The sequence below is a fragment of the Chryseobacterium sp. MMS23-Vi53 genome, assembly GCF_047651245.1.
In the GTDB taxonomy this organism is placed as follows: Bacteria; Bacteroidota; Bacteroidia; order Flavobacteriales; family Weeksellaceae; genus Chryseobacterium.
Genome location: NZ_CP180265.1, coordinates 2,265,397 through 2,291,581, shown reverse-complemented (window position 1 = coordinate 2,291,581; position 26,185 = coordinate 2,265,397). Strand labels below are relative to the sequence as shown.

Genomic DNA, 26,185 nt, shown 5'->3' with positions numbered 1-26,185 from the left:
GAATTTGAAAAACAATAACTATATGTTAATTTTTTTCAACATTTATCTTAAAATTAACCTCATCTATTTCGATTTCGTTAAAATTTGAAAGTGAAGATACAATTTCTATTTTATTTGACAAGACCTCTGATGAAATATATTCTTCATTTTTCTTAATATCATTAATAAATGGTGAAGATTCTTCTACAAAGATGTTAATTCTGTCCGTTAAATCGAAATCTTTATCTTTTCTCAAGTTCTGAATTCTATTGATGAATTCTCTTGCGATACCTTCAGATTTTAATTCGTCTGTTAACGTCAAATCTAATGCCACAGTTGTTTTTCCATCAGAAGTTACCGTCCATCCCGGGATATCTTTGGTTGAAATTTCTACGTCATCAAGTGTAATTTCATATCCCTGAACGTCTAGTTTTCCTTCTTTTTCTAATGTTGAAATCTGTTCTGCATTAAAATTAGCGATCTCTCCTCCAACCACTTTCATGTCTTTTCCTAATTTAGGACCAAGCGCTTTGAAATTGGGTTTTATCTGTTTTACAATCAAATCCGCCGCTTCTTCGGCATTAATCAATTGAATTTCTTTAACATTTACTTCCTGTTTAATCAGTTCAGAAACCGCAGCAATTTGCTCCTCAGTTTTTGAATCTAGGACAGGAATTAATACTTTTTGTAATGGCTGACGAACTTTTACATTTTCTTTCTTTCTTAAAGAGAAAACCATACTTGTAATGTTCTGTGCCAAGTGTGTTTTTTCAACCAAATCCTGATCGATTAAACTTTCATCAGCAACAGGGAAATCCGTCAAGTGGATAGATTCCGCAGTTTCTTTTCCTGTTACTTTATTTAAATCCTGATACAGCTGATCCATAAAGAACGGAGCAATTGGCGCAGATAATTTAGCAACAGTTTCCAGACAAGTATATAAAGTCTGGTAAGCTGAAATTTTATCATCCGAATAATCTCCTTTCCAAAAACGTCTTCTGCATAATCTTACGTACCAGTTTGATAAGTTATCGTTCACAAAAGTGTTGATTGCTCTTGCCACTCTTGTCGGTTCGTAATCTTCGTAGAATGCTTTAACTTCTTGAATTAATAAATTTAATTCAGACAAGATCCATCGGTCAATTTCCGGTCTGTTTTCAACGTCTTTTTCAGAATAATTGAATCCGTCAACGTTCGCATACAACGCAAAGAATGAATAGGTGTTATACAACGTTCCGAAGAATTTTCTTCTTGTTTCATCAATTCCATCGATGTCGAATTTCAGGTTTTCCCAAGGATTGGCATTCGAAACCATATACCAACGCGTAGCATCTGGTCCGTAAACGGCTAATGTTTCAAATGGATCAATTCCATTTCCTTTGGATTTCGACATTTTAACGCCGTTTTTATCCAAAACAAGTCCGTTACTCATTACATTTTTATAAGCAACTGAATCAAAAACCGCTGTTCCGATCGCGTGAAGCGTGTAGAACCAACCACGAGTCTGGTCAACCCCTTCCGCGATAAAATCTGCTGGGAAAGCCTTATTGTTATCAATTAATTCTTTATTCTCAAAAGGATAGTGCAACTGCGCATAAGGCATCGAACCTGAATCGAACCAAACGTCGATCAAGTCGCTTTCACGTTTCATTGCTCTTCCTGAATCTGAAACTAAAATTACTTTGTCAACGATGTTTTTGTGCAGATCAATCAAAGCATAATTTTCTTCAGACATATCTCCGATTACAAAATCTTTGAATGGATTTTCTGTCATGAATCCTGCTGCGATCGATTTTTCAATTTCGTTGTACAATTCTTCAACAGAACCGATGATTTTTTCTTCCTTCAAATCGTCTGTTCTCCAGATAGGCAACGGAATTCCCCAATATCTTGAACGGGAAAGGTTCCAGTCGTTTACGTTTTCCAGCCAGTTCGCAAAACGTCCTTCTCCTGTTGCTTTCGGTTTCCAGTTGATTGTTTCATTCAGTTCTACCAAACGGCTTCTCAATGAAGTCATTTTCACAAACCAGGAATCCAGCGGATAATATAATAACGGTTCATCTGTTCTCCAGCTATGTGGATAACTGTGAACATATTTTTCAACTTTAAAAGCTTTATTTTCTTTTCTTAATTTTAAAGCAATTCTTTCATCTACAGAAAGATAAGCCTTCAAATCTGCAATGATTGACTTTAAATTTTCTTTCTGAATATTTAATTCAGTATTTTTTTCGTCTTCGCTAAGATATTCTCCTTTTACATATTCATTCGCAAAACCGTAGATTTCATCGTTTACGATAGATAAAAATCTTCCCTGTAAATCTACTAACGGGATTGGATTTTCATTTTCATCCAAAACCAACATTGGCGGAACTTCAGGCTGAGCTTCTTTCGCTACTTTCGCATCATCAGCACCAAAAGTTGGCGCGGTGTGAACGATACCTGTTCCGTCTTCCGTCGTCACAAAATCTCCAGAAATTACTCTGAACGCATTTTCAGGATTTTGGTAAGGAAGAGCGTATTGTAATAATTGCTCATATTTAATTCCAACCAAATCAGCTCCTTTGAATTCTGCTAAAATTTGGTAAGGTATAACTTTCGTTTCAGATGTATAATTTGTAAAATCTTCATCTGTTCCTTCCGCATATTTTTTTGCAAATTGTTTTCCAACCAAAGCTTTAGCCAGAACAACATTAATTGGCTCAAAAGTATATTGATTGAAAGTTTTCACTAAAACATAATCGATTTTTGGACCTACTGTCAAAGCGGTGTTTGAAGGCAGCGTCCAAGGAGTTGTCGTCCAAGCTAAGAAATGTACATCTCCAAAACCTTGTAAAAATGCAGGCAATGTTTCCGGTAATGTCTTGAACTGCGCAACCACAGTTGTGTCGGAAACATCACGGTAAGCTCCCGGTTGGTTAACTTCGTGTGAAGATAGTCCGGTTCCTGCTTTTGGAGAATAGGGTTGGATCGTGTAACCTTTGTACAATAATCCTTTATCATACAATTGCTTCAACAGCCACCAAACCGTTTCCATGTATTTTGATTTGTACGTGATATACGGATCGTCAAGATCAACCCAATAACCGATTTTCTCAGTAAGGTTGTTCCAAACGTCTGTATAACGCATTACGGCTTCACGACACGCTTTGTTGTAATCTTCAATAGAAATTTTTTTGCCAATATCTTCTTTAGTGATTCCTAATTCTTTTTCCACGCCAAGCTCTACAGGAAGTCCGTGTGTATCCCAACCCGCTTTACGGAAAACCTGCTTTCCGTTTTGGGTCTGATAACGACAGAAAATATCCTTCAACGCTCTGGCCATTACGTGGTGAATTCCGGGCATACCGTTTGCTGAAGGCGGACCTTCATAAAAAACAAACTCGGGTTGCCCCTCACGAATCTCAACACTCTTATTGAAAGTTTTGTTCTGCTTCCAGAATTCCGCTACATTCTCTGCTACGTCAATAAGGTTGAGGTTTTTGTATTCTTTAAATTGGCTCATTGTAATATATCAATATCGTTGATTAATTAAGTTGGCAAATTTACTAAAATTTGTCGGTTTATAATATATGTTTTATTTTGATATTTCCAATTAAAAAGTTCTGTTTCAGAAATATAAATGTTGAGATTAATTTTTTGTGAATTGTGAATTGTAAAATGTGCTTTTTTGAATTGAATTTTAAACACAAATGACACTAATATTTTCACAAATATCACGAACACAAAAGTCCACTAAGTTTTTTACGGTAAAGCTTTTTTTAAGTTTCACGAAGCCGTTCTACTTATATAAGTTCTCTAAGTTTGTAAGCCAATATCAAAAGTCTCATTCGGGAATTCGTGGCAATAAAAATGTCCTCCATCATCTGGAAAATTCCTAAAATCTGTGAGAAATAATAATTATCATCAATAAAAAATTTCGTAAATTTCAAATAACACTTAAAACCATTTGTATGAAATTCTTTTCCCGATTGATGATTCTTGTTTGTTTAATCAATAGCGTTGCGACATTTGCTCAAAACTATCCACAAGGCTATTTCAGAAATCCTTTGAATATTCCCATCAACCTTGCTGCCAATTTTGGGGCAGTCCGTTCCAATCATTTTCACATGGGATTGGATATTCGAACGAACAGTCAGGAGAATTTACCCGTTGTTGCAGCAGCAGACGGTTATGTAAGCCGTATAAAGGTCGAACGATACGGTTTTGGAAATGCAGTTTATGTTACTCATCCAAATGGTTATACAACAGTTTATGCCCACTTGAACAAATATTTTGCTCAACTCGATGAATATGTAAAAGAACAGCAATACAAAGACGAAAAATGGGAACAGGACATTAGTTTTTCGTCTAACCAATTTCCTGTGACGAAAGGACAGCTCATTGCTTTAAGCGGAAATACAGGCGGTTCGGCGGGACCACATCTGCATTTTGAAATCAGAGATACAAAAACAGAAGAATGTATCAATCCTTTGCTATTTGGATTTAATATTCCTGATGGGATTGCTCCGATTATAAGTGGATTGTATTGGTATGATCGCCGTTTTAGCACCTATGAACCGGGAGCCAATGGAATTGTTGTTAAAAAAACAGGAAGTGTTTATGCTTCAAACGTAATTCAAGTGGATTCTCCTCAGATAAGTTTTGCTATAAAAGCGGTGGATAAAGCCAATCAAGGTTTTAATTTGGGTATTTACGATGCCGAATTATTAATGGATGGAAAATTGATTTATAGTTTTAAAATTGATAGAATTCATTACAATGATACACGTTATATCAATGGCTGTGTAGATTATACAAAATTTATCCGCGATAAAATGAGCATTCAGCATTTATCAAACTTGCAGGGAATGAAATTGCCAAATTACAGTTCCGGTTCGGACGGAATTATCAATCTTTCGGATAATGAAGTTCACAATATTGAAATTATTTTAAAAGATGTTAACGGAAATACAAGTCGATTGACAACAAAAGTTCAGTTGAGTAATTCATCAGAAAAAATTTCATCAAACAATAGAACCGTTTCTCCAAACGAATCAAAAACAATTAAAACAGAAAATGCAGAAATCAGTTTAAGTAAAAACGCGGTTTACGATGTTGTTAACTTTAATATGTATGAAAAGCCAGATGCAGAAGCGGTTTCAAATTCGATTGTTTTAAATAACCCTTACATTCCGATTCATGATTTTTTTAGTTTAAAAATTAAAACTAACAGAAAATTAACCAGCGAAGAAAAAGATAAAACGGTTATAGAACTCAATTACGGAAGCGATAAAAATATCATCAAAGCAAAATGGAATGGTGATTGGGCAGAAGGACAATTCAACAGACTTGGAACAGCAAGATTATTATTGGATAATGGTTTGCCATCCGTTTCTCCAAGCTGGAAAGAGGGAACATTGATAACCTCAGGCTCATTACGATTAAAAGGAGCTGCAAAAATTGGCGATATAGAATCTTTTAGAGCAGAACTGGATGAGAAATGGCTTCGTTTCGCAAGAGTAAAAGATGATTTTGTCTATGTCTTTGATGAAAAATACCCGAAAGGTTCTGGTTCTCATACGTTGAAAGTGATAACCACCAATACAGCTGGAAATACAAATACACAGACTTTTACTTTTCAAAGATAAACTGTTTTGTCACGAATTCACGAATTTTTGTAAATGAATACATTTTACTTATTCGTGAATTCGTGGCAAAATAAAGCAACGAGAATAAAAAATAAACTAATAAATTTGTCCTTTAAAAATAAAAAACATTGGAATTCTATCCACCAATCGAAAAATCAGATCGTCAGGAAATTAAAAAGTTTCAGGAGCAAAAACTTCAGGAACTGCTGACTTATCTTGAAACTCATTCGCCTTTTTATCAGCGATTATTCAAAGAAAATAGTATCAATATTTCGGATATTCAAACGTTGGAAGATTTAACGAAAATCCCGACAACAACGAAGAACGATATTCAGCAAAATAACGATGATTTCTTCTGTATCACGCCCGATAAAATTGTGGATTACAGCACCACTTCAGGAACTTTGGGAGATCCTGTAACTTTTGGTTTGTCTGACAACGATCTTGAAAGATTGGCTTACAACGAAGCGATTTCTTTCGCTTGTGCAGGAATTCAAAAAGGTGATGTAGTCCAAATGATTACGACGATCGATAAAAGATTCATGGCCGGGCTTGCCTATTTTTTAGGATTGAGAAAAATGGGTGCGAGCGTTGTGAGAATGGGACCGGGAATTCCGGAATTGCAATGGGATTCGATTTTTAGATATAAGCCTAAATATTTAATTACCGTTCCTTCGTTTTTGTTAAAAATGATCGATTACGCTGAGAAACATGGGGTTGATTATAAAAATTCCAGTGTTTATGGGGCGGTTTGTATTGGAGAAAGCATCAAGAATCAGGATTTTACAGACAATATTTTATCTCAGAAGATTAAAGAAAAGTGGGATATTAAATTATTCTCAACCTACGCTTCCACAGAAATGAGCACGGCTTTCACAGAGTGTGAAGAGCAAATCGGAGGACATCAACATCCGGAACTAATCATCACAGAAATTCTGGATGATGAAGGAAACTTAGTAAAAGAAGGTGAAAGCGGAGAATTAACAATTACAACTTTAGGTGTTGAAGCAATTCCTTTATTAAGATTCAAAACAGGAGATATTGTAAAAGCACATTACGAACCTTGCCAGTGTGGAAGAAATACGATGAGGTTGGGTCCGGTAATTGGGAGAAAACAGCAGATGATAAAATACAAAGGAACAACTTTGTATCCACCTGCAATGAACGATATTTTAAATGATTTCAACAATATTTTGTGTTATCAGATCGTTATTCAGTCGAATGAAATCGGACTGGATGAAATTATCATTAAAATAAGCACAGACAGTGATTCTGAAAATTTTGTGAATGAAGTGAGAGATCATTTCCGCGCAAAATTAAGGGTAAGTCCGAAAATTGAATTAATTGATTTTGATGTTTTGTCTAAAATCGTATTTAATCCAAACAGCAGAAAGCCGATTACATTTACTGATTTAAGATAAAAAATGAATCTTAAAAATTTTAAATAAAAATTAATAAACTATGAAAAAATTATTTCTAATGCTCATTATGAGCTTTACTATGATTGTTAATGCCCAAGATCAGAGGTTTGTAATTACTTCCGGAAATTTTACCGCTTTAAAAGATCAATCCGAAGTAAATGTTGAACTGAAATTTGAGAATGTAACACTAATGAAAGAAAATTACACAGAATCTCAATATCTTGACAACAGAAAAAGAGATCTTCTGGCAAACCCTAAAAGAGGAGAAGCAGGATGGCAAAAATGGAATGGAGAATGGCAAAAATATAAAGATGAATATTATGTAGATTATTTTGCAAAATGATTAAATAAAGGATATAAAAATATTGCATTTAAAAAGGCAAGTCCTGCAAAATACACCTTGCTATTGGATACAAAATGGGTTTATCCGGGGTGGCATGGAGGAATGGTAGGAATGACTGCTGAAATTACAGGAACAGTAAAACTTATAGAAACAGATAATCCATCGAAAGTTTTAGCTGTAGTTGAGCTTAATAAATTCGATAAATATGTAAACAATAAAGAATTTGTTATGGAGTATGGGCGAATTGCAGCAGCATACGAAGCTATCGGGAAGTATATTGCAAAAGACATCAAGAGAGCTGTCAAATAAAATAAAAAACGGTCTGAGATTTTCAGACCGTTTTTTTATGCTTGTTGTTGTTTTTCTGTTTTAATGAATTCTGCAAGATTCTTTATCGCAGTGTCATGGATTCTCACAAAAGTATTTTTCTTGTTCCAGACATAACCTGCCAAAACTGCACAAATTTTTCTTTTCACATCAGGATTTTCCGGTTGGTGGAAAAACAATTCCTGAAGATTTCCGGTGTACCATTCTTTCACGTAGGTTGTGAAAACATCAACACCGTATAAAATATAGTCTGCAAATTCGGTCTGCCAATCTACTTTTTCGCCATTAAGCTGTCTTAAAGCCAGTTTTGCTGCGGTCATTCCACCCTCGGTTGCAAAAGCCATTCCTGATGAGAAAACCGGATCAAGAAATTCTGACGCATTTCCTGTCAATGCAAATCCGTCTCCGTACAATTTTTTTACTGAACAAGAATAATCTTTCAAGTGTCTTGGTTCAAAAATGAATTCTACATCTCCGAAACGTTTTACATAATAATCTGAAAGAGAAATTGCTTTTCTTAAAGCTTCGGCAGTATCTCCGTTTTCAGAAAGTTTTTCAATATATTCAGTCGGGCCAACAATTCCTACGCTCGTATTTCCGTTCGAGAAAGGAATTACCCAAAGCCAGACTTCGGTTTCAATAATATCAAAAGAAATTAAAGTTCCTTCCGTTCCTTCTTCTCTGTTGATGTCTTCTACATGAGAGAAAATAGCAGAGTGAGGAGACAATTTTGAAGGTTTTTCTAAATCTAAAAGTCTCGGTAAAACTCTTCCGTAACCGCTGGAATCGATCACGAATTTTGCATGAATTTCTTTTGTTTCACCGTCTTTATTTTTTACAGTCGTGATAGAATCTGTTCCGTTGAATTCAATTTCGATAACTTCTGTTTCAAATTCTAAGTCAATGCCTTTATTAATGACTTCCTGAGCTAAAGTATTATCAAAATCAGCTCTCGGAACCTGCCAGGTCCAGTCCCATCCTTCACCGAATTTATTACTAAAATCAAAGATGCAAACCTCGTCACCACGTAAGAAACGAGCTCCCAATTTTTTTTCAAAACCCATTTTATCCAGTGCAGGAAACAATCCGGCTTCATAGAAATGATCCATCACACGCGGAATCAGGCTTTCCCCTACAACAAGTCTTGGAAACTTTGTCTTTTCAACAACTTTTACATTTATGTTGTTGTTCTTTAAATATGAAGAAGATACGCAACCAGACGGTCCAGCCCCGATTACAAGCACGTCTACAAATTCTTTGCTCATCTTTGATTTTTTATTTTAATAATAACTTCTATCTTTGCCGCAAAATTAATGACAATTAATTAATAATTACAATATTATCTATTATTACTTTTAATTAATGAAAATAAATAACTTTTTAGAACTGAACGACTTTAAAAAAATCATCATTGAGAATGAAAAAATAGAACTGGATGAAACACTTCTTACCAGAGTGGATAAAAGTTTTCAGTTTTTGAAAGAGTTTTCGAAAAATAAAGTAATCTATGGTGTGAACACAGGTTTTGGCCCGATGGCACAGTTTAAAATCAGTGATGAAGATACGCACCAGCTTCAGTATAATTTAATCAGAAGTCACTCTTCAGGAATTGGAAATCCGCTTCCTGCAGATGAGGTTAAAGCTTGTATGCTGGCGAGATTAAATACTCTTTCTCTTGGAAATTCAGGGGTTCATCAATCTGTAGTTAATTTACTTAAAGAATTAATCAACAGAGATATTACACCGCTTATTTTCGAACACGGTGGAGTTGGTGCGAGCGGAGACCTGGTTCAATTGGCACATTTGGCTTTGGTATTAATCGGCGAAGGTGAAGTTTTTTATAAAGGTGAAAGAACATCGACGAAAGAAGTTTTCGAAATTGAAGGTTTAGAACCTATTCAAGTTGAAATTCGTGAAGGTTTAGCTTTAATGAACGGAACTTCTGTAATGTCAGGAATTGGTGTTGTAAATGCTCATAAAGCGAATCAATTAACTGATATTTCCATTAAATTATCTTGCGCAATCAATGAAATTGTTCAAGCTTATGACGACCATTTATCAGAAGCTTTAAATGGAACAAAACTTCACGCAGGACAGCAGAAAATTGCAGCAAAAATGCGCGCTCATTTATCTGATAGCAAATTAATCAGAAAAAGAGCCGATCATTTATATACTCACTTTGAAGAACAGGAAAAGGTTTTCAAAGAAAAAGTTCAGGAATATTACTCGTTAAGATGTGTTCCTCAGATTTTAGGGCCTGTTTTAGATACTTTAGAATACACTGAGAAGGTTTTAGAAAATGAAATCAATTCAGCAAATGATAATCCGATTATTGATGTTGAAGGGCAGCACGTTTATCACGGTGGAAACTTCCACGGAGATTATATTTCTTTGGAAATGGACAAGCTGAAAATTGTTGTTACTAAATTGACAATGTTGGCAGAAAGACAATTAAATTATCTTTTAAATGCTAAAATCAACGAAATCTTGCCTCCTTTTGTAAATTTAGGTAAATTAGGTTTCAATTTCGGGATGCAGGGTGTTCAGTTTACAGCGACTTCTACAACGGCGGAAAGCCAGATGTTATCGAACCCGATGTATGTTCACAGTATTCCGAATAATAATGACAATCAGGATATTGTAAGTATGGGAACAAACGCTGCGGTAATTTGCAGAAAAGTAATCGAAAATGCTTTCGAAGTTTTGACGATTGAAGCGATTACGATTGTTCAGGCAATTGAATATCTTGGATTTCAGGATAAAGTTTCATCTTCAACAAAAGAGTTGTACGATGAAATAAGAAAGATCATTCCTGCGTTCTCAAATGATATGGTGATGTATCCGTATTTGGAGAATGTAAAAAAATATTTAAAGGCAATGTAATTTTTAACTGAAATTATTGTCATTAAAGAAAAAGACAGAAAAAATACACTTAAAAAAACTAAAACTAACATAAGTAACACATGAAATGTGCAATCGTCACAGGCGGCTCAAGGGGAATTGGAAGAGCAATCTGTATAAAACTGGCAGAAGATAAAAATTATCATATTTTAATTAATTACACTTCAAACGAAGCTGCAGCAAAGGAAACTTTAGCTAAAGTCGAAGAATTGGGCTCTACCGGAGAAATCCTAAAGTTCGATGTAGGAAATGCCGAAGAAACTCAAAAAGTTTTAACAGAATGGCAGGAAAATAATCCAAAATCTATCGTTGAAGTAATCGTAAATAATGCCGGAATCACAAGAGACGGATTATTTATGTGGATGCCAAGTGAAGATTGGAATGCTGTGATTAATACGAGTTTAAATGGTTTTTTCAACGTGACAAATTTCTTTATTCAAAAATTGTTACGTAACAAATACGGCAGAATTATCAATATGGTTTCTGTTTCCGGAATGAAGGGAACGGCTGGACAAACCAATTATTCTGCGGCAAAAGGCGCTGTTGTTGGAGCTACAAAAGCTTTGGCTCAGGAAGTTGCGAAAAGAAATATTACTGTAAATGCAGTTGCACCGGGGTTCATCAAAACAGATATGACGCAGGAATTTAATGAAGATGAATTAAAAGCGATGATTCCTGCCAACCGATTTGGTGAAGCGGAAGAAGTGGCAGATTTGGTAGCGTTTTTAGCATCTAAAAAGTCATCATACATTACAGGTGAAGTAATCAATATTAACGGAGGAATCTATTCATAAAATCAGGTAGCAGATATAAGATAGCAGGTATTAGCTGCAACCTAAAATCTGCAACCTAAAACCTTGAACATTACATGGAAAATAGGGTTGTAATTACCGGAATGGGAATTTATTCCTGCATCGGAACTTCTTTGGAAGAGGTGAAAGAATCTTTATTTCAAGGAAAATCCGGAATTGTTTTGGTGGACGAAAGAAAAGAATTTGGTTTCAGATCGGGATTAACGGGAGTTGTTCCGAAACCGGATCTTAAAAATCTTTTGAACCGCAGACAACGCGTAAGCATGGGTGAAGAAAGCGAATATGCTTATATCGCGACACTCGATGCTTTAAAACAGGCCAATATCGACCAGGACTTTTTAGACAATAACGAAGTCGGAATTTTATACGGAAACGACAGTGTTTCTCAGGCAGTTGTAGAATCAATCGACATTGCAAGAGAGAAAAAAGATACTACATTAATGGGCTCAGGAGCGATTTTCAAATCGATGAACTCTACGGTGACGATGAATCTTTCTACGATTTTTAAATTAAGAGGAATCAATTTAACCATCAGTGCAGCTTGTGCGAGTGGTTCTCATTCTTTGGGATTGGCTTATATGATGATTAAAAACGGTTTCCAGGATATGATTGTTTGTGGAGGAGCTCAGGAAACCAACAAATATTCAATGGCGAGTTTTGACGGGTTGGGGGTTTTTTCTGTAAGAGAAGATGAGCCTACCAAAGCTTCAAGACCTTTTGATTCCGAAAGAGACGGTTTGATTCCGAGTGGTGGAGCAGCTTCATTGATCGTTGAAAGTTTAGAATCGGCACAAAAAAGAGGCGCAAATATCATTGCTGAAATCGTTGGCTATGGCTTTTCTTCAAATGGAGGGCATATTTCTACACCTAATGTTGACGGACCCGCTTTGGCGATGGACAGAGCCTTGAAACAGTCCGGTTTATCTGCAAAAGATATTGATTATATTAATGCTCATGCGACTTCTACACCAATTGGAGATGCGAATGAAGCCAAAGCTATTTATGAAATTTTTGGTGGAGAGGTTCCGGTAAGTTCCACAAAATCCATGACCGGTCACGAATGTTGGATGGCAGGTGCAAGTGAAGTTATTTATTCAATTTTAATGATGCAAAACGATTTTGTAGCTCCGAATATTAATCTGGAAAACCCTGATGATGAGGCAAGAAGGATAAATTTGATCGCCAAAACGAAAAGTCAAAAAATTGACGTATTTTTGTCGAATTCTTTCGGATTTGGGGGAACAAATTCCGCATTAATTGTAAAAAAATTTAATTAAAAACATGGAAAGGGAAAAAATTGTTGCGATCGTTAACGACTTTTTAGTGAATGAATTTGAAGTAGATGGCGATGAAATCAGCAATGAAGCCAACTTAAAAACTACGCTGGGATTAGACAGCTTAGATTATATTGATATGGTGGTAGTGATTGAATCTAATTTCGGTGTGAAATTGGGTGAAGCAGACTTCAAAAAAATGGTCACATTCGATGACTTCTATTCGACTATCGAGAATAAAATCGCTGAAAAAAACGCATAATTATCGATTAAAATTTACTCTGAATAAATGTAACAATATACCAATTTAGCAGTTTATCAATACTTTTTTAATTCTAATAAATTGTTATACTGTTAAATTGATACATTGCTAAATTAATACTATGAACAAGTGGAAAGGTAAATCTAAAGGGACAATTCTGGGCTACAGGATTTTTGTCTGGTGCATTAGAAATATCGGAATCCGGAGTTCATATTTCGTGCTTTATTTTGTGGCACTTTACTATTTTTTATTCGAAAAAAACAGCAACAAATACTACAGATATTATTTTCAGAAAAGACTCAATTACGGATATTGGAAGACAAAACTGTCATTATATAAAAGCTATTTCACTTTTGGAACAGTTTTAATTGATAAAACTGCGATTTCTGCAGGTTTGCGCGAAAAATATACTTATGAATTCGATGGAATCGAAAATCTAAGAAATCTTTTAGCAGAGAAAAAAGGAGGTGTTCTCATCAGCGCTCACATTGGAAATTTCGAAATTGCTGAACATTTTTTTGCCGATATTGATTTTGACTGTCAGATTAATTTAGTGACAACAGATCAGGAAGTTACAGTCATTAAAGAATACCTCGAAAGTGTTTCTGTAAAAGCAAGCAGCATCAAATTTATTTACGTAAAAGAAGATATGTCGCATATTTTCGACATCAATGAAGCATTGTCAAAAAACGAACTTATTTGCTTCACAGGTGACCGTTATTTTGAAGGTTCCAAATTTTTGGAAGGAGATTTACTAGGGAAAATAGCGAAATTTCCGGCAGGGCCATTTCTTATTGCATCAAGGTTGGGCGTTCCCGTTGTATATGTGTACGTGATGAAAGAAAAAAATCTTCATTATCATTTGTATGCAAGGGTTGCTCAAAATGTCAAAAAGCGCGATGCACAGGGACTTTTAAATTCATATACTCAAAATTTGGATTCGATGATTAAAAAATATCCTCTTCAATGGTTCAATTACTTCGATTTTTGGGATGATATTGATTAAATTCCCTAATTTTACTACAGAAAAAAACTAATATTTAAACTCAAACACTAAGGTTCAGAATTTATTATTAAGTTTAATTTGTACCTGATTCTATCCACATAGTTTGTCATTCCGTAGGAATTTAAGCCATGTTGAGATGCTTTCAGCATGACAAAGTGACTTTTAATTTCTAAATTTCTTACCTTTAAAGAAAACGCATTTTCTCCTTTGAAAAAAGAATTTGACATACTTGTAATCGGCAGCGGATTGGGAGGCCTGGTTTCGGCGCTTGTTTTGGCGATGGAAGGTATAAAAGTCTGTGTTCTGGAGAAAAACAACCAGTACGGAGGAAATTTACAGACTTTTTCCCGCGACAAACTTATTTTCGATACCGGAGTTCATTATTTGGGCGGTCTTTCGAAAGGGCAGAATCTTCATCAATATTTTTCCTACTTAGGAATTATGGATGAGCTTCAGCTTGAAAAAATGGATGAAGACGGCTACGATAAAATCACTTTCGGAGATGATGAAATCGAATATCCTCATGCGCAAGGTTATGAAAATTTTGTTGAGCAATTATCAGAATATTTTCCTGAAGAAAGAGAAAATTTGGAAGATTATTGTGAAGAAATTCAGAGAGTTTGCAGCCAGTTTCCGAGATATAATCTGGTCGGAAAAGATAATTACAATGAGGAAATTCTTCACCTGAATACCAAAAGATTTATTGAATCTTTAACAACAAATAAAAAACTACAGTCTGTTTTATTGGGTTCAAATTTTTTATATGGCGGAGATTCTGAAAATGTTCCGTTTTATGTGCATGCGTTGACGGTAAATTCTTACATTCAAAGTGCTTATAAATGTATAAAAGGCGGTAGTCAGATCTCAAAATTATTGATTCGCAGACTTCGTGAACATGGGGCAGAAGTCCATAAACACACAGAAGTTTCTGAATTTATATTTAATGAAAATAATGTTTTAGCAGGTGTAAAAACAACTTCAGGAAAAGAATATTTAGCGAAACGATTTATTTCAAACATAGAAATTCGTTCAACAATTAAATTGATTGGTGAAGAACGATTAAAAAAATCCTTTTTAAACAGAATCATGAGTTGGGAACCTGTTCCTTCGTGCTTCAGTGTTTACATAGTCTTAAAACCTCAATCAATTCCGAATTTTAATTATAATATTTACCATTATTCAAAAGAAGAATTGGTCTGGAATGCGTATCGTTATGAGAAAAATTCGTGGCCGGAAACGTATATGCTTTCTTCAACACAATCTAAACATTATCCGAGATTTGCGGAAAGTTTAACCGCCATTTCTTATATGGATTTTGATGAAGTTAAAGAATGGGAAAGAACTTTCAATACGGTTGCTGACGAACATGAAAGGGGAGAGTTATACGAGACATTCAAGCTGGAAAAAGCCGAAAAAATGATTAATGCTTTGGAGAAAAAAATTCCAAATTTAAGGCAGATTACGAGTAAAATTTACACATCATCTCCGTTGTCTTACCGCGATTATATCGGAAGCTTTAACGGAAATATGTACGGCTATAGTAAAAGTTCAGAGAATCCTCTGAAAACAATGGTTTCTCCACGTACAAAGATCGATAATCTCTTTTTGACAGGGCAATCTGTAAATATGCACGGAATTTTGGGCTGTACGATCGGAGCTTTCAATACCTGTGCAGAAATTCTTGGAAAAGAGCTTATTGATGAAAGATTAACACAGTTGATTAATAAAAATAAAAGTGAAAAATAAGAAGGAAAATTATAAGCAGTCTTTTGTCATTTTACATGAAGCGAAGCGTAATGAAGAATCTAAATTTATAAAAAGAGATTCTTCCTATCGTCAGAATGACAAGCAGCACAAAATAAAAACTTTATTTTTCTTTTTTTTCATTCTTAGTCTTACATCATGTGGCATACGAAAATCTATCAAACATATTCCTGATGTAAAACAATATTCTCTTGAAATTCCAAAAGTTAGTAAAATCAACGATTCGACGTTTAGTTTTAATGAAAATTATTTAACGAAAAATAAACAACAGCTTTGGGAATTGTATATCAAAGGAAATCCTTTACAATTAGGCTATAATAATGGAGCTTTAACCCAAAATCTGATGCAGAAACAGGAAGAAATTTTCTTTTCAAAAGTGGAAGGTTTTGTTCCTTCGAAGTTTAAACAAAATCTTTTGCGAGGTTTCCTGAAATGGTACAATCGAAAAATGTATCTAAATGTCCGTGAAGATTATCAAGCCGAATTATACGGATTATCTCAGTATTCATCGGATAGATATGATTTTATTGCCCCAAAATTTTTTAGAAGTATGTATTTGCACGGAGCTCACGACATTGGTCACGCAATGCAGGATTTGATGGTGGTTGGCTGTACTTCTCTAGCGGTTTGGAATGAAAATACGGAAGACGGAGATTTGCTGATAGGAAGAAATTTTGACTTTTATGTAGGGGATGACTTTGCTAAAAATAAATTAATTGAATTTGTAGAGCCGGAAGACGGAATTCCTTATCTATCTGTGAGTTGGCCGGGAATGATCGGCGTGGTTTCGGGGATGAATAAAGAAGGAATTACGGTAACGATCAATGCAGGAAAATCTAAAATTCCATTGACGGCAAAAACTCCGATTTCTTTGGTGACGAGGGAAATTTTGCAATATGCTGCAACTATTGATGAAGCGATTGCGATTGCAAAAAAGAGAAAAGTTTTCGTTTCAGAATCGATTTTAGTGGGAAGTGCGAATGATAAAAATGCTGTAATTATTGAAGTTTCTCCAGATAATTTTGGGGTTTACAAAGTTGAAAATACAAGTCGTATTTTTTGTACCAATCATTTTCAGTCCGATGCCTATAAAAATGACAAAAGAAATCAAAATCATATTTTGGAAAGTCATTCTGAATATCGTTATGAAAAATTGCAGGAACTTTTACAGGAAAACAAAAAATTAAATCCTGAAAAAATGGCATCCATTTTAAGAGACAAATCGGGTCTGAAAGGGGAGAAGATAGGTTATGGAAACGAAAAAGCACTCAATCAGCTATTGGCGCATCATGCGGTAATTTTTTCGCCTCAAAAAAAATTAGTGTGGGTTTCTGCAAATCCTTATCAGTTGGGTGAATTTGTCTGTTATGATCTCAATGAAATTTTTTCTGATAAAAGATTTGAAAACGGAAAATTTTCAAAATCTGAATTGAATATTGCTAAAGATTCTTTTGTGGATTCTCAGGAATTTAAAAATTACGAAGAATATAAAAGATTAAGTTCTCAGATTGATAATGATAAAATTCTTTCGGAGGAATTTATCAATCATTACCAATCTTTAAATCCTGATTTTTGGTTGGTTTATTATCAAATCGGAAAATATTATTTTAATCAAAAAGAATATTCTAAAGCAAAAATTGAATTTGAAAAGGCTTTATCTAAAGAAATTACAACCGTTCCGGATAAAGAAAATGTCGAAAAATATTTAAAGAAAACGAATAGAAAACTGAAGAATTAATATGAAGAAAATTTTAAGTCTAGTTTTGTTTTTCACAGCATTATTTTCCTTTGCTCAAAACAGAAAAGAAATTGGAGATCAGTTTATCAAACTCTTATTTATTGATAATAATACAGAAAAAGCATATACTTTTTTTGATCCTGAAATGGCTAAACATGTTACTCCTGAAGTTTTTAAAACCTTACCGGAGCAGCTTGAAGGGCAGTTTGGCAATTTTAAAAATGTTATTGAAGTAAATAACGAAAGCGATGCATATTACTATTATTCTGAATTTGAAAAAGAGAAATTGGATATTTTAATCAATTTTACAGATAGTAATAAAATTATAGGATTTTTTCTAGTTCCACATAAAAATTTCGATAAGCCGGATGACAAAACAGCTTTAAGAATAAAAAGCGATAGTATTGAATTGAAAGGAACCCTTTTAGAACCAGAAGAAAACAATCAAAAGAAATTGGTAATTTTAGTTCATGGTTCTGGTGCAAGTGACAGAGATGAAACAATAGGAGAAAATAAGCCATTCAGAGATATTGCTGAATATTTGTTGAAAAACGGAATTTCTTCCTATAGGTATGATAAAAGAACGAATTCTAATCCGGAAGCTTTTAATGAAAAATCTACAGTGGAGCAGGAAACAATAAATGATGCGGTAAATGTTTCGAATTATTTTAAAAATAATGAAAAATTTAAAGATTATCAAATAATCATTTTAGGGCATAGTTTAGGGGCATATCTGATGCCGAAAATAGCTGAAAAGGCAAATGCTTCAAAATATGTTTTCATGGCAGGAAATGCTCGACCGTTGCAGGATGTATTGCTTAGACAGTTTGAATATCTTCACAGTATTGATCCTTCAAATGTGTCGGAAAAAGATCTTCAGGATATGAAGAAAAAAGTTGATTTCCTGAATTCAAAAAAATTCAATTTAAATACTCCAAAAGAAGAGCTTCCAATGGTTTTATCTGCTGCTTACTGGAAATATTTAGTTGATTATAAACCCCTTGAATCTGTAAAATTGATCAAAGTTCCAATGTTTTTTGCACAGGGTGGAATGGATTATCAGGTCATTGCAAAAGATTATGTGCTTTGGAAGGAGCAACTTAAAAATAATAAGTTGGCTGAGTTTAAATTTTATCAGCCTTTAGGTCATTTATTCATTAAAATTTCCGGAACGCCATCTCCGAAAAATTATGAAATCAAAGGAAATGTAGATGGTGGATTTTTGAAAGATTTGGTTCAGTTTATCTTAAAATAATTAAAATTTCAACACACAAATTTGTGTGTTTTTTTATGTTTCAATTTTAATTAATTTTCGTTGAATTTTTTATTTTGTTGTTTATTTGATGGAATTTTATTGTTTTGATTATTAATTTTAAATCATTTTTCAATTTTCATAATAAATTTTTTGGCTCGGAATAGGTTAATTATCTATATTCGTTTTTTTAATTATTAATTTAATGAAAAAACTATACTTATTCCCTATTTTTTGTTTTTTATTTATTTTTTCGTGCAAAAGCGATGAAAAAATTGAAAGCATTGAAACTGTAAATCCTGTTGTGAATTTCAATATTGATGCGGTTCCATATGCGAAATTATCTACTTACGCTTTTTTTAAAGGAGATTTAAAAGACTTAAACCCTTCTACCAAAGTTATCCCTTATGAACCTGCGAGTTCGCTTTTTACAGATTATGCTCTGAAAAAAAGATTTATCTGGATGCCGGATGGAGTGAAAGCGAATTATGACGGCGATGACAAATCATTAAATTTTCCGCTGGGGACCGTTTTGATTAAAAATTTTTACTACAACACGATTCAACCCGGAAATACAACCAAGATTTTGGAAACCCGATTAATGATCAAAAAATCAAGCGGTTGGGTTTTTGCCGAATATCTTTGGAATGATGCTCAAACAGAAGCAGAATTGGTGACAGGAACTAATTTTACAACGGGTAGTTCAGTTAATATTACTTTTAAAAAAGAGAATAACGATGTTGTTACAACAGATTACAGAATTCCTTCTGAATCTGAATGTTTTGCTTGTCATAAACTGGATAATAAACCTGTTCCTATTGGCGTAAAACCCCAAAATTTAAATGTTTCCTATAATTATCCGAATGGTTTAAAAAATCAGTTGCAGAAATTGGTTGATGAAGGTTATCTCCAAAGTTTCCCGTCTAATATCGTTTCTACGGTAAATTATAAAGATACCAGCAAACCGCTTGATATTCGTTTGAGATCTTATCTGGATATCAATTGTGCACATTGCCATCAGGAAAATGCACGTTGTGATTACAGAGCGATTCGTTTAAGTTTTAGCCAGACTACGAATTTATCCAAAATTGGAGTTTGCGTAATGGCAGATGAACCTATTGATCCTTCGTTGGAAAGAATTATCATGCCCGGAAATCCTTCCAAATCGGTGATGCATTTCAGACTTAGTTCTGTTAATGAGAGCAATAGAATGCCTTTGTTGGGACGAACAATTGTTCATGATGAAGGGCTCGATCTTTTAAAGCAATGGATTAATACTTTAAATCAAAATTGTCCTTAAAAAAATTAATAATAACATAAACTAATAACTAATGAAAAAAATATTCCCCCTCTTTGCCTTATTAGTGAATAGTGCATGGGTATTTGCCCAGCTAACGTGCAGTACTGCAGTTACTCTTACTTCAGGAACAATCACAGCGCCTTCCGTCACGGGAGATCCTCCTGCAACGGCTTGTACATTAAGTGCACCCGGATCAAAAGGATTGTGGTATAAATATGTGGCCACAGAAAATAAAACTGTTAAAGTATTTACTTCATCTGCCGGACAAAACGTAGATACACGTATGATCGTATTTACAGGAAACTGTACTACATTAAACTGTTTTACGGCTAACGATGATTTTTCGGGAACATTTTCTCAGGTGACCTTTAATGCCGTTGCTGGAACAACTTATTATATTGTATTTGATAATAAATATTCTTCATTAGGCTTTAACATCACGCTTTCTGAAGTAGCTGTTGTTCCGGATCGTTTGTCTTTTGTAGCACAACCGGTTGCGGCAACAGGAACGTTTAATAATTGTGTAGTTGATATGAACGGAGATTATCTGGATGATATTGTTTCTGTTGTAAGTGCTACTCAGATTGTAATTTCGTATCAACAGCCGGGTGGTGGATTTACGAATACAAGTTACACTGTTCCGACAACAACGGTTACACCTTCTTGGAGCATTGCTGCAGGAGATTACGATAACAATGGATATAATGATCTGGTGTACGGATCATCCAGTGGAATCGCTTTTTTAAAGGCAAATTCGACAGGAACAGCTTACACATCAGATAGAAAAACTCAATCTTTTTTAGTTCAAAGAACCAATTTTGTTGATATTAATAATGATGGAAAACTGGATGCTTTCATTTGTGATGATAACGCACCGAATAGATATTATTTAAATGACGGTACAAATATGAACCACAACCAAGGTGGATTGGGAGATTTCCCTTCCGGCGGTAATTACGGTTCTATCTGGATCGATTATGATAACGATGGCGATATGGATCTTTTTATTGCAAAATGTAGTGGAGGAGGATCTGGCCCTGGTGGAAATATCAACGAGCTGCATAGAAATAATGGAAACGGAACCTTCACAAACGTAGCTGCAGCAGCAAATATGGCAAACCCTACTCAGACTTGGTCTGCGGCTTGGGGAGATTTTAATAATGATGGTTGGATGGATGCTGTTGTGGGAATTAATTCCACAAGCAACGGTTTAAGTAAGGTAATGAAGAATAATGGAGACGGAACATTTACAGATAAATCTGTCGGTTCCGGTTATGATACAAACAATCTTTTAAGCCGTGAATACGTTGCCCATGATTTTGATAATGACGGATTTTTAGACGTTTTAGGCGCAGGAAACACCATTATGTTTGGAAATGGAGATTTTACATTTACTCCAAATGCAACAGCTTATAACTTAAGTTATTATGATCGCCCTATCGGAGATTTAAATAATGACGGATTTTTGGATATTCAAAATGGAACAAATATCATGATGAATGCCGGAAATACCAATAAATGGCTGAAAGTTACTTTAAAAGGAACACAAAGCAACAGAAACGGAATCGGTGCAAGAGTCGAAATTTACGGAGCTTGGGGAAAACAAATTCGTGATATCCAAAGTGGAACAGGCTTCGGAAATATGAGTACATTGAATGCTCATTTCGGTATCGGGCAGGCAACTGCCATTACAAAAGTAGTGGTAAAATGGCCTTCTGGTTTGGTTGATGTTATTAATAATGTAACTCCAAACACGACTTTAAATGTTATAGAAGGTTCATTCTTAGATACAAAAGATATACAGATTGCTCAGGAAACTTTCACGGTTTATCCGAACCCAACGCATGATATCATTAATTTCACATCGAAAAAGGATTTCACTCCACAAGATGCAAAAGTGTTTGATATGAATGGAAGAATGGTTTTACAAACAAAAATTGAAAATAACTCGATCTCTGTTAAGCAATTAAATACAGGAAATTATTTACTGATTGTAGTCGACAAGAATGGAAAAACATATTCTCAAAAGATTACTAAAAAATAAATGAATTTAATTATTTATGAATAACTGCAAGGTCGAAAGGCTTTGCAGTTTTTTTATTGAATTAATTATTTTCCGGACTTACTTTATTCAGGAAAAGAAAAGTTGCAACACCGGCAATCAAAGACATAGATGTCGCTAAAATTGCACTTCCGATAACATATTGAAGAAGATTGTTTTTTACCAGTTCAAAATTAAGTTCCTGACTCAAAATATTGCTTTCTCCATGTACAAATGGTGCTCCCAAAAACAAAGCAGCAGCAATAATAAATGGTATAAAAGGTGGTAAACTCACGTTGGAAGCCACAAAAGTCAAAACTTTATTTAATTTAAATAAAACCGCTAGAGAAATTACAAGCAAAGTGTGGAATCCCCAAAAAGGCGAAAAGCCGATAAAGACACCCAAAGCAATCGAAAATGCTTTTGTTCTATTAGTTCCGTCGCTTTCTAGAACGTCTTCTTTAATGAATTTTTTAAAGCTTTTTTTTTGAAATTATTAATGAAATTCCTTGGAATAATATAAAGCAAAGTAATTGTCACCAAAATGGTATTCAGAATACTGATTCTCGTAAAATCTTTAAACGGTCTGAAATGCGAAACCCTTTCAGCAGGATCGTAAAGAACTTTTATCGGAACATTTTTTACAGGAACATGCCGCCAAGCCGTCCTTACAATAATTTCAATCTCAAACTCGAATTTTGGTGTAAAATATTTTTTTGGAATTTTATGTAAAGGATACAATCTGTAACCGGATTGTGTGTCTTCTAATTTAATTCCGGTTTCAAACCAAAACCAAAAGTTAGAAAAACGGTTTCCAAAACTGCTTTTCTTTGGAATACCGTCCTGAGACATATTTCTGTTCCCTATTAAAAGAACATCTTCATTTTCCTGTAGTAACGCTTCCACAAAGACAGGAATATCATCAGGATAATGCTGTCCGTCGGAATCTATCGTTATTGCATAATTGTAGCCTAATTCTTTTGCCTTTCTGAAACCTATTTTTAGTCCGTTTCCTTTCCCTTTGTTTTCAGGTAAATCAATTACGCTAATTTGAGAATAATCCTGTAAAATTTTCAGTGTAGAATCGATAGATCCATCGTTTACCACAATGATGTTTTCAGTGTACCCCAGCACACCATCGATTACTCTTTTCAGAGTTTTTTCATTATTGTAAGTAGGTATTAAAACACAAATTTTCTTTTCAGAGATTGCGTTTTGCACTTCAGGAAGGGTCATCGTTTTATTTTAATGTTGCTCTTTCTGCGTCGGTCATGGTTTTAGACTGTGTGGCAAATCTTTTAATATAATTTTTAAGTGAAGCATTTTGCTTGTTGTAATTATTTAAAAGAAATGCTTTATCATCTTTAAGACTTCCTCTATATCCTACAATTTTCGGGATATTTTCCTGAACGCTCATTCTGATCACTCTTAGTTCAGCATTATTGGGATTACTTTTAATAATGCTTTCAAGACTTGTTGCACCAGATTTCACCAACGCTTTTCTGTTCGTCTTTGCAATTTTAGCCTCCATAATTTGGGCTGCAGCTTTATACCCCTGAATGACAGCATCAGAACCCGAAGTTTTTTCGGCTGCATTAATGAATGCTTCCGTATTGACGTTCGATGAATTTGCCTTTGCATAGCTTTCTCTCAAAGTCTCAAGACCTGATTGAAAAAACAGAATAAAAGTCGCTAAAAATGAAAAGATAAGTTTCATGATGTCAATTTTTGATAGTTAACCGACATTTTTAATGCAATAGTCTCGCCAAAAGAAGTTGTGTTTTTCACTTTTACTTCTTCTTCAGTCTGATTTATAGTTAATTCCAATTTCAAATCAGGTGTTTCAAATGGATTGATAATTGCCATAAATTTCACATTTGAAGCTGTTTTTAAGAATAATTTTAAGCCAGTAAATTCTTCAGTGAGTTCCTTTACAATTTGCATCATACAAACTCCCGGAGTTACCGGATTTCCAGGGAAATGTCCCTTGAAAATTTCATGATCTTTATTCAAAGAAATATTGGCAACAAAACCTCCATTTTCTGTCTGTTCGTATGATTTTAAAGTATAAAAGTCTTTAAGAATGGTTTGCATATTATTCTGTTTCAGTTATTTGAAATAGCTTTATGTTGATTTTGAAGTCTTTATGTTGAAGATTCAAACTATCTGCGAAGATATGTTTTTTTGCATCAAAAGTAAAATCGATTTTTTCCTTATTATTTTTCGTGTAAATGATTTGATTTAGTAAACCATTTTCTTTGTTGAAGAATAAATAGTAAGTTTTTTTATCAATTTTTGAAAGATAAATTTTAGAATTTCCGTTTTCAAAACTTTCCGTTACAGGATATTTTTGCTTTAAAAGTTGTTGAAAATCATTCTTTAAAAAGTTGATAACAATTTTTTTATCCAAATCAGGAAGGACATAATTGAGTTTAAAATCATTCTCTGAAATTTCAAAATCGATCAATTTATTTCCAAAATCTGAAGTTAACACAACACGATGAGTCGTTTCGTTGATTTTCTTGATAATTAAAATTCCGCTTACATGATTTTTATAAATATCCATCTGGCATTTATAAACGTAATCTTCATTGGAAGAAAAATATAAATTTTCAACCATTTTTTCAGAATTAGGAATAGATTTTACATCAGTCAGCTTGTAAGTTTTACACGAAACAAACGACAATAAAATCAAACTATAAAGAAAACTCTGAAGCAGCAATCGGCGCATTGATCTTTGTATTTTTGAAAACAATATTCGTTGTATCTCCCGATGCTTCCGTCATATTAACCTGAGAAACTGTTGATTGACCTTTCGGAAAACTTAATTCAATTTGCTTAATATATTTCAGCAATTGAGCCGATTTCGGAGTAAATTTTGCAATGTTAAAATTCGCATTTTTTAGATAAGTTACAGAAAATTCAGGATCGTTGAACATTTGTCCGTTAGAGCTTCCAACGATTAACTTATTGATTTTTTCAAACGTTTTGCTTTTTGCATCAACCGAAGATTTTTTACCCTGATCGTTGATGAAAATTTTATTATCCTTAAAAACAATGCTGTACTGATAAGGTTTTGTGTACTTCCAAGCCAACATATTCGGCGTCTTTAAAGACATTTTTCCGTAAGTGATAATGCTTTTATCCAAAAAGTCCATTTTTTTTGTTTGAGTAAAATCGGCTTGTAAAGTCTTTATTTCCTTTGTCTCCGATGAAACCTTGGTTACAAATGCTTTTGCTTCTGCTCCCGACATTGCAGTATTTTGCGCAAAAAAGAAGCTGGAAATCAATAAATAAGCAAGAAAAGCAATATTTTTAAACATTATTTTGATTTTTTATTATTGAATCAACGGTGAAAGTTGAATAGTTTTTATCCTTCAAAAATACTAATAAATCTATCAAAACATTGTACGTTTTTTCCGAAGTGTCGTGAAGCAGAATGATACTTCCTTTTTTTAATCCTTTGGTAACTTTTTGGTAAATTTTTTTCTCATCTTCTGTAATGGTGTCGAGAGAACGGACATTCCAGCCAATGCTTTTTTTATGAGTTTTTTTGATGGCTTTGGCAATATTCGGATTCGTAACTCCAAAAGGCGGTCGATACAAGCTAGTTTTTAAATTCCCGACTTTCAGCATCACTTCATCGCATTTTTCAATTTCCTCAACCATTTTTGATGTTGATAAAAATCCTGTATTATTCGAATGTGAAAGCGTATGGTTTCCGATGGTATGACCTTCTGCAATAATTCTTTGAAAAGTTTCAGGATATTTTTCAATCTGTTTTCCAATGCAAAAAAAGGTAGCTTTTACATTGTTTTCCTTTAACACATCTAAAAATTTCGGTGTGAATTGTGTAGGACCATCATCAAAAGTCAGAGCGACTTCCTTGATTTTTGTTCTTTTATGAGTAATGCTGTTAATGAAGTATCCCAATTCAATATCGAAAGAACCCCAAACAACAACCGCTGAAAACAATAAAAAACAAAACAAATACACCCAAAAAGTCCCGTGAAACGCATAAATAAAAACGTTACAGAAAAGATAAAATAGGATAAATGGATAATGTTTCATCTTTTAATTGTTTTGAATTTGGTTTAAAAATATCCACAATTTTATATGCGCAATGTCATTCTGAATA

General features: G+C 34.0%; 21 protein-coding genes and 1 pseudogene. 14 read left to right on the top strand and 8 right to left on the bottom strand.

Translation table 11 applies throughout. The features are described from left to right. Positions 1 to 25: 25 nt before the first annotated feature. Positions 26 to 3,481 (bottom strand): isoleucine--tRNA ligase, encoded by a 3,456-nt coding sequence (gene ileS / locus ACKX2A_RS10070; protein ID WP_415329320.1) that lies wholly within the window; start codon positions 3,479 to 3,481, stop codon positions 26 to 28. A gap of 448 nt (positions 3,482 to 3,929) precedes the next feature. Here ileS and ACKX2A_RS10065 point away from each other — a divergent pair, with 448 nt between their 5' ends. The 4 genes from ACKX2A_RS10065 (at position 3,930) to ACKX2A_RS10050 (ending at position 7,679) form a co-directional block, all read left to right on the top strand. Further along, positions 3,930 to 5,606, top strand: a complete 1,677-nt coding sequence (locus tag ACKX2A_RS10065) for a M23 family metallopeptidase (protein WP_415329318.1) — start codon at positions 3,930 to 3,932, stop codon at positions 5,604 to 5,606. A 128-nt stretch (positions 5,607 to 5,734) separates the two neighbouring features. After that, positions 5,735 to 7,027, top strand: a complete 1,293-nt coding sequence (locus ACKX2A_RS10060; protein WP_415329316.1) for a phenylacetate--CoA ligase family protein — start codon at positions 5,735 to 5,737, stop codon at positions 7,025 to 7,027. A 40-nt stretch (positions 7,028 to 7,067) separates the two neighbouring features. Next, positions 7,068 to 7,370, top strand: coding sequence for a hypothetical protein (locus ACKX2A_RS10055; RefSeq protein ID WP_415329315.1), 303 nt, complete (start codon positions 7,068 to 7,070; stop codon positions 7,368 to 7,370). A 63-nt stretch (positions 7,371 to 7,433) separates the two neighbouring features. Then, positions 7,434 to 7,679 carry a hypothetical protein gene (locus ACKX2A_RS10050; protein WP_415329314.1) on the top strand — a complete coding sequence of 82 codons (246 nt, stop codon included), beginning with the start codon at positions 7,434 to 7,436 and terminating at the stop codon, positions 7,677 to 7,679. Positions 7,680 to 7,714: 35 nt separating this feature from the next. On the opposite strand, the gene ACKX2A_RS10045 is transcribed toward ACKX2A_RS10050, so the two are convergent. Then, positions 7,715 to 8,962 (bottom strand): NAD(P)/FAD-dependent oxidoreductase, encoded by a 1,248-nt coding sequence (locus tag ACKX2A_RS10045; protein WP_415329312.1) that lies wholly within the window; start codon positions 8,960 to 8,962, stop codon positions 7,715 to 7,717. 97 nt (positions 8,963 to 9,059) lie between these two features. On the opposite strand from ACKX2A_RS10045, the gene ACKX2A_RS10040 reads away from it, so the two are divergent. From ACKX2A_RS10040 to ACKX2A_RS09995, 10 genes are all read left to right on the top strand, one after another. Then, a complete protein-coding gene (locus ACKX2A_RS10040) occupies positions 9,060 to 10,580 on the top strand; it encodes an HAL/PAL/TAL family ammonia-lyase (protein ID WP_415329310.1) in 1,521 nt (506 codons plus the stop codon). A gap of 80 nt (positions 10,581 to 10,660) precedes the next feature. Next, positions 10,661 to 11,392, top strand: a complete 732-nt coding sequence (gene fabG, locus ACKX2A_RS10035; RefSeq protein ID WP_415329309.1) for a 3-oxoacyl-ACP reductase FabG — start codon at positions 10,661 to 10,663, stop codon at positions 11,390 to 11,392. A gap of 74 nt (positions 11,393 to 11,466) precedes the next feature. Further along, entirely contained in the window at positions 11,467 to 12,687 is a 1,221-nt protein-coding gene (locus tag ACKX2A_RS10030) for a beta-ketoacyl-[acyl-carrier-protein] synthase family protein (RefSeq protein ID WP_415329308.1), read from the top strand. Positions 12,688 to 12,691: 4 nt separating this feature from the next. Continuing rightward, positions 12,692 to 12,946, top strand: a complete 255-nt coding sequence (locus ACKX2A_RS10025; RefSeq protein ID WP_415329306.1) for a phosphopantetheine-binding protein — start codon at positions 12,692 to 12,694, stop codon at positions 12,944 to 12,946. Between the two features lie 121 nt (positions 12,947 to 13,067). After that, positions 13,068 to 13,952 carry a lipid A biosynthesis acyltransferase gene (locus ACKX2A_RS10020; protein ID WP_415329305.1) on the top strand — a complete coding sequence of 295 codons (885 nt, stop codon included), beginning with the start codon at positions 13,068 to 13,070 and terminating at the stop codon, positions 13,950 to 13,952. Positions 13,953 to 14,159: 207 nt separating this feature from the next. Then, positions 14,160 to 15,698 carry a phytoene desaturase family protein gene (locus ACKX2A_RS10015; protein ID WP_415329304.1) on the top strand — a complete coding sequence of 513 codons (1,539 nt, stop codon included), beginning with the start codon at positions 14,160 to 14,162 and terminating at the stop codon, positions 15,696 to 15,698. 112 nt (positions 15,699 to 15,810) lie between these two features. Further along, positions 15,811 to 17,454, top strand: coding sequence for a C45 family autoproteolytic acyltransferase/hydolase (locus ACKX2A_RS10010; protein ID WP_415329449.1), 1,644 nt, complete (start codon positions 15,811 to 15,813; stop codon positions 17,452 to 17,454). A 1-nt stretch (position 17,455) separates the two neighbouring features. Continuing rightward, a complete protein-coding gene (locus ACKX2A_RS10005) occupies positions 17,456 to 18,709 on the top strand; it encodes a DUF3887 domain-containing protein (protein WP_415329303.1) in 1,254 nt (417 codons plus the stop codon). Between the two features lie 202 nt (positions 18,710 to 18,911). Continuing rightward, positions 18,912 to 20,006 carry a hypothetical protein gene (locus ACKX2A_RS10000; RefSeq protein ID WP_415329301.1) on the top strand — a complete coding sequence of 365 codons (1,095 nt, stop codon included), beginning with the start codon at positions 18,912 to 18,914 and terminating at the stop codon, positions 20,004 to 20,006. Positions 20,007 to 20,037: 31 nt separating this feature from the next. Further along, positions 20,038 to 22,050, top strand: coding sequence for an FG-GAP-like repeat-containing protein (locus ACKX2A_RS09995; protein ID WP_415329300.1), 2,013 nt, complete (start codon positions 20,038 to 20,040; stop codon positions 22,048 to 22,050). A 61-nt stretch (positions 22,051 to 22,111) separates the two neighbouring features. On the opposite strand, the pseudogene ACKX2A_RS09990 reads toward ACKX2A_RS09995, so the two are convergent. The 6 genes and pseudogenes from ACKX2A_RS09990 to ACKX2A_RS09965 form a co-directional block, all read right to left on the bottom strand. Further along, positions 22,112 to 23,283 (bottom strand): annotated as a pseudogene (locus tag ACKX2A_RS09990) (DUF2062 domain-containing protein). Positions 23,284 to 23,287: 4 nt separating this feature from the next. After that, on the bottom strand, positions 23,288 to 23,764 hold the full coding sequence (locus tag ACKX2A_RS09985; protein ID WP_415329298.1) for a hypothetical protein: 477 nt from the start codon (positions 23,762 to 23,764) through the stop codon (positions 23,288 to 23,290). Beyond that, complete coding sequence (locus ACKX2A_RS09980) at positions 23,761 to 24,141, bottom strand: 3-hydroxyacyl-ACP dehydratase (protein WP_415329297.1); 381 nt, start codon at positions 24,139 to 24,141, stop codon at positions 23,761 to 23,763. The genes ACKX2A_RS09985 and ACKX2A_RS09980 overlap by 4 nt, the downstream gene beginning before the upstream one ends. Position 24,142: 1 nt before the next feature. After that, positions 24,143 to 24,667: a hypothetical protein gene (locus ACKX2A_RS09975; protein ID WP_415329295.1), complete on the bottom strand. Its 525-nt coding sequence runs from the start codon at positions 24,665 to 24,667 to the stop codon at positions 24,143 to 24,145. Between the two features lie 76 nt (positions 24,668 to 24,743). Next, positions 24,744 to 25,370, bottom strand: coding sequence for a LolA family protein (locus ACKX2A_RS09970; RefSeq protein ID WP_415329293.1), 627 nt, complete (start codon positions 25,368 to 25,370; stop codon positions 24,744 to 24,746). After that, a complete protein-coding gene (locus tag ACKX2A_RS09965) occupies positions 25,363 to 26,118 on the bottom strand; it encodes a polysaccharide deacetylase family protein (RefSeq protein ID WP_415329291.1) in 756 nt (251 codons plus the stop codon). Before ACKX2A_RS09965 ends, ACKX2A_RS09970 begins: the two co-directional genes overlap by 8 nt. Positions 26,119 to 26,185: the final 67 nt, after the last annotated feature.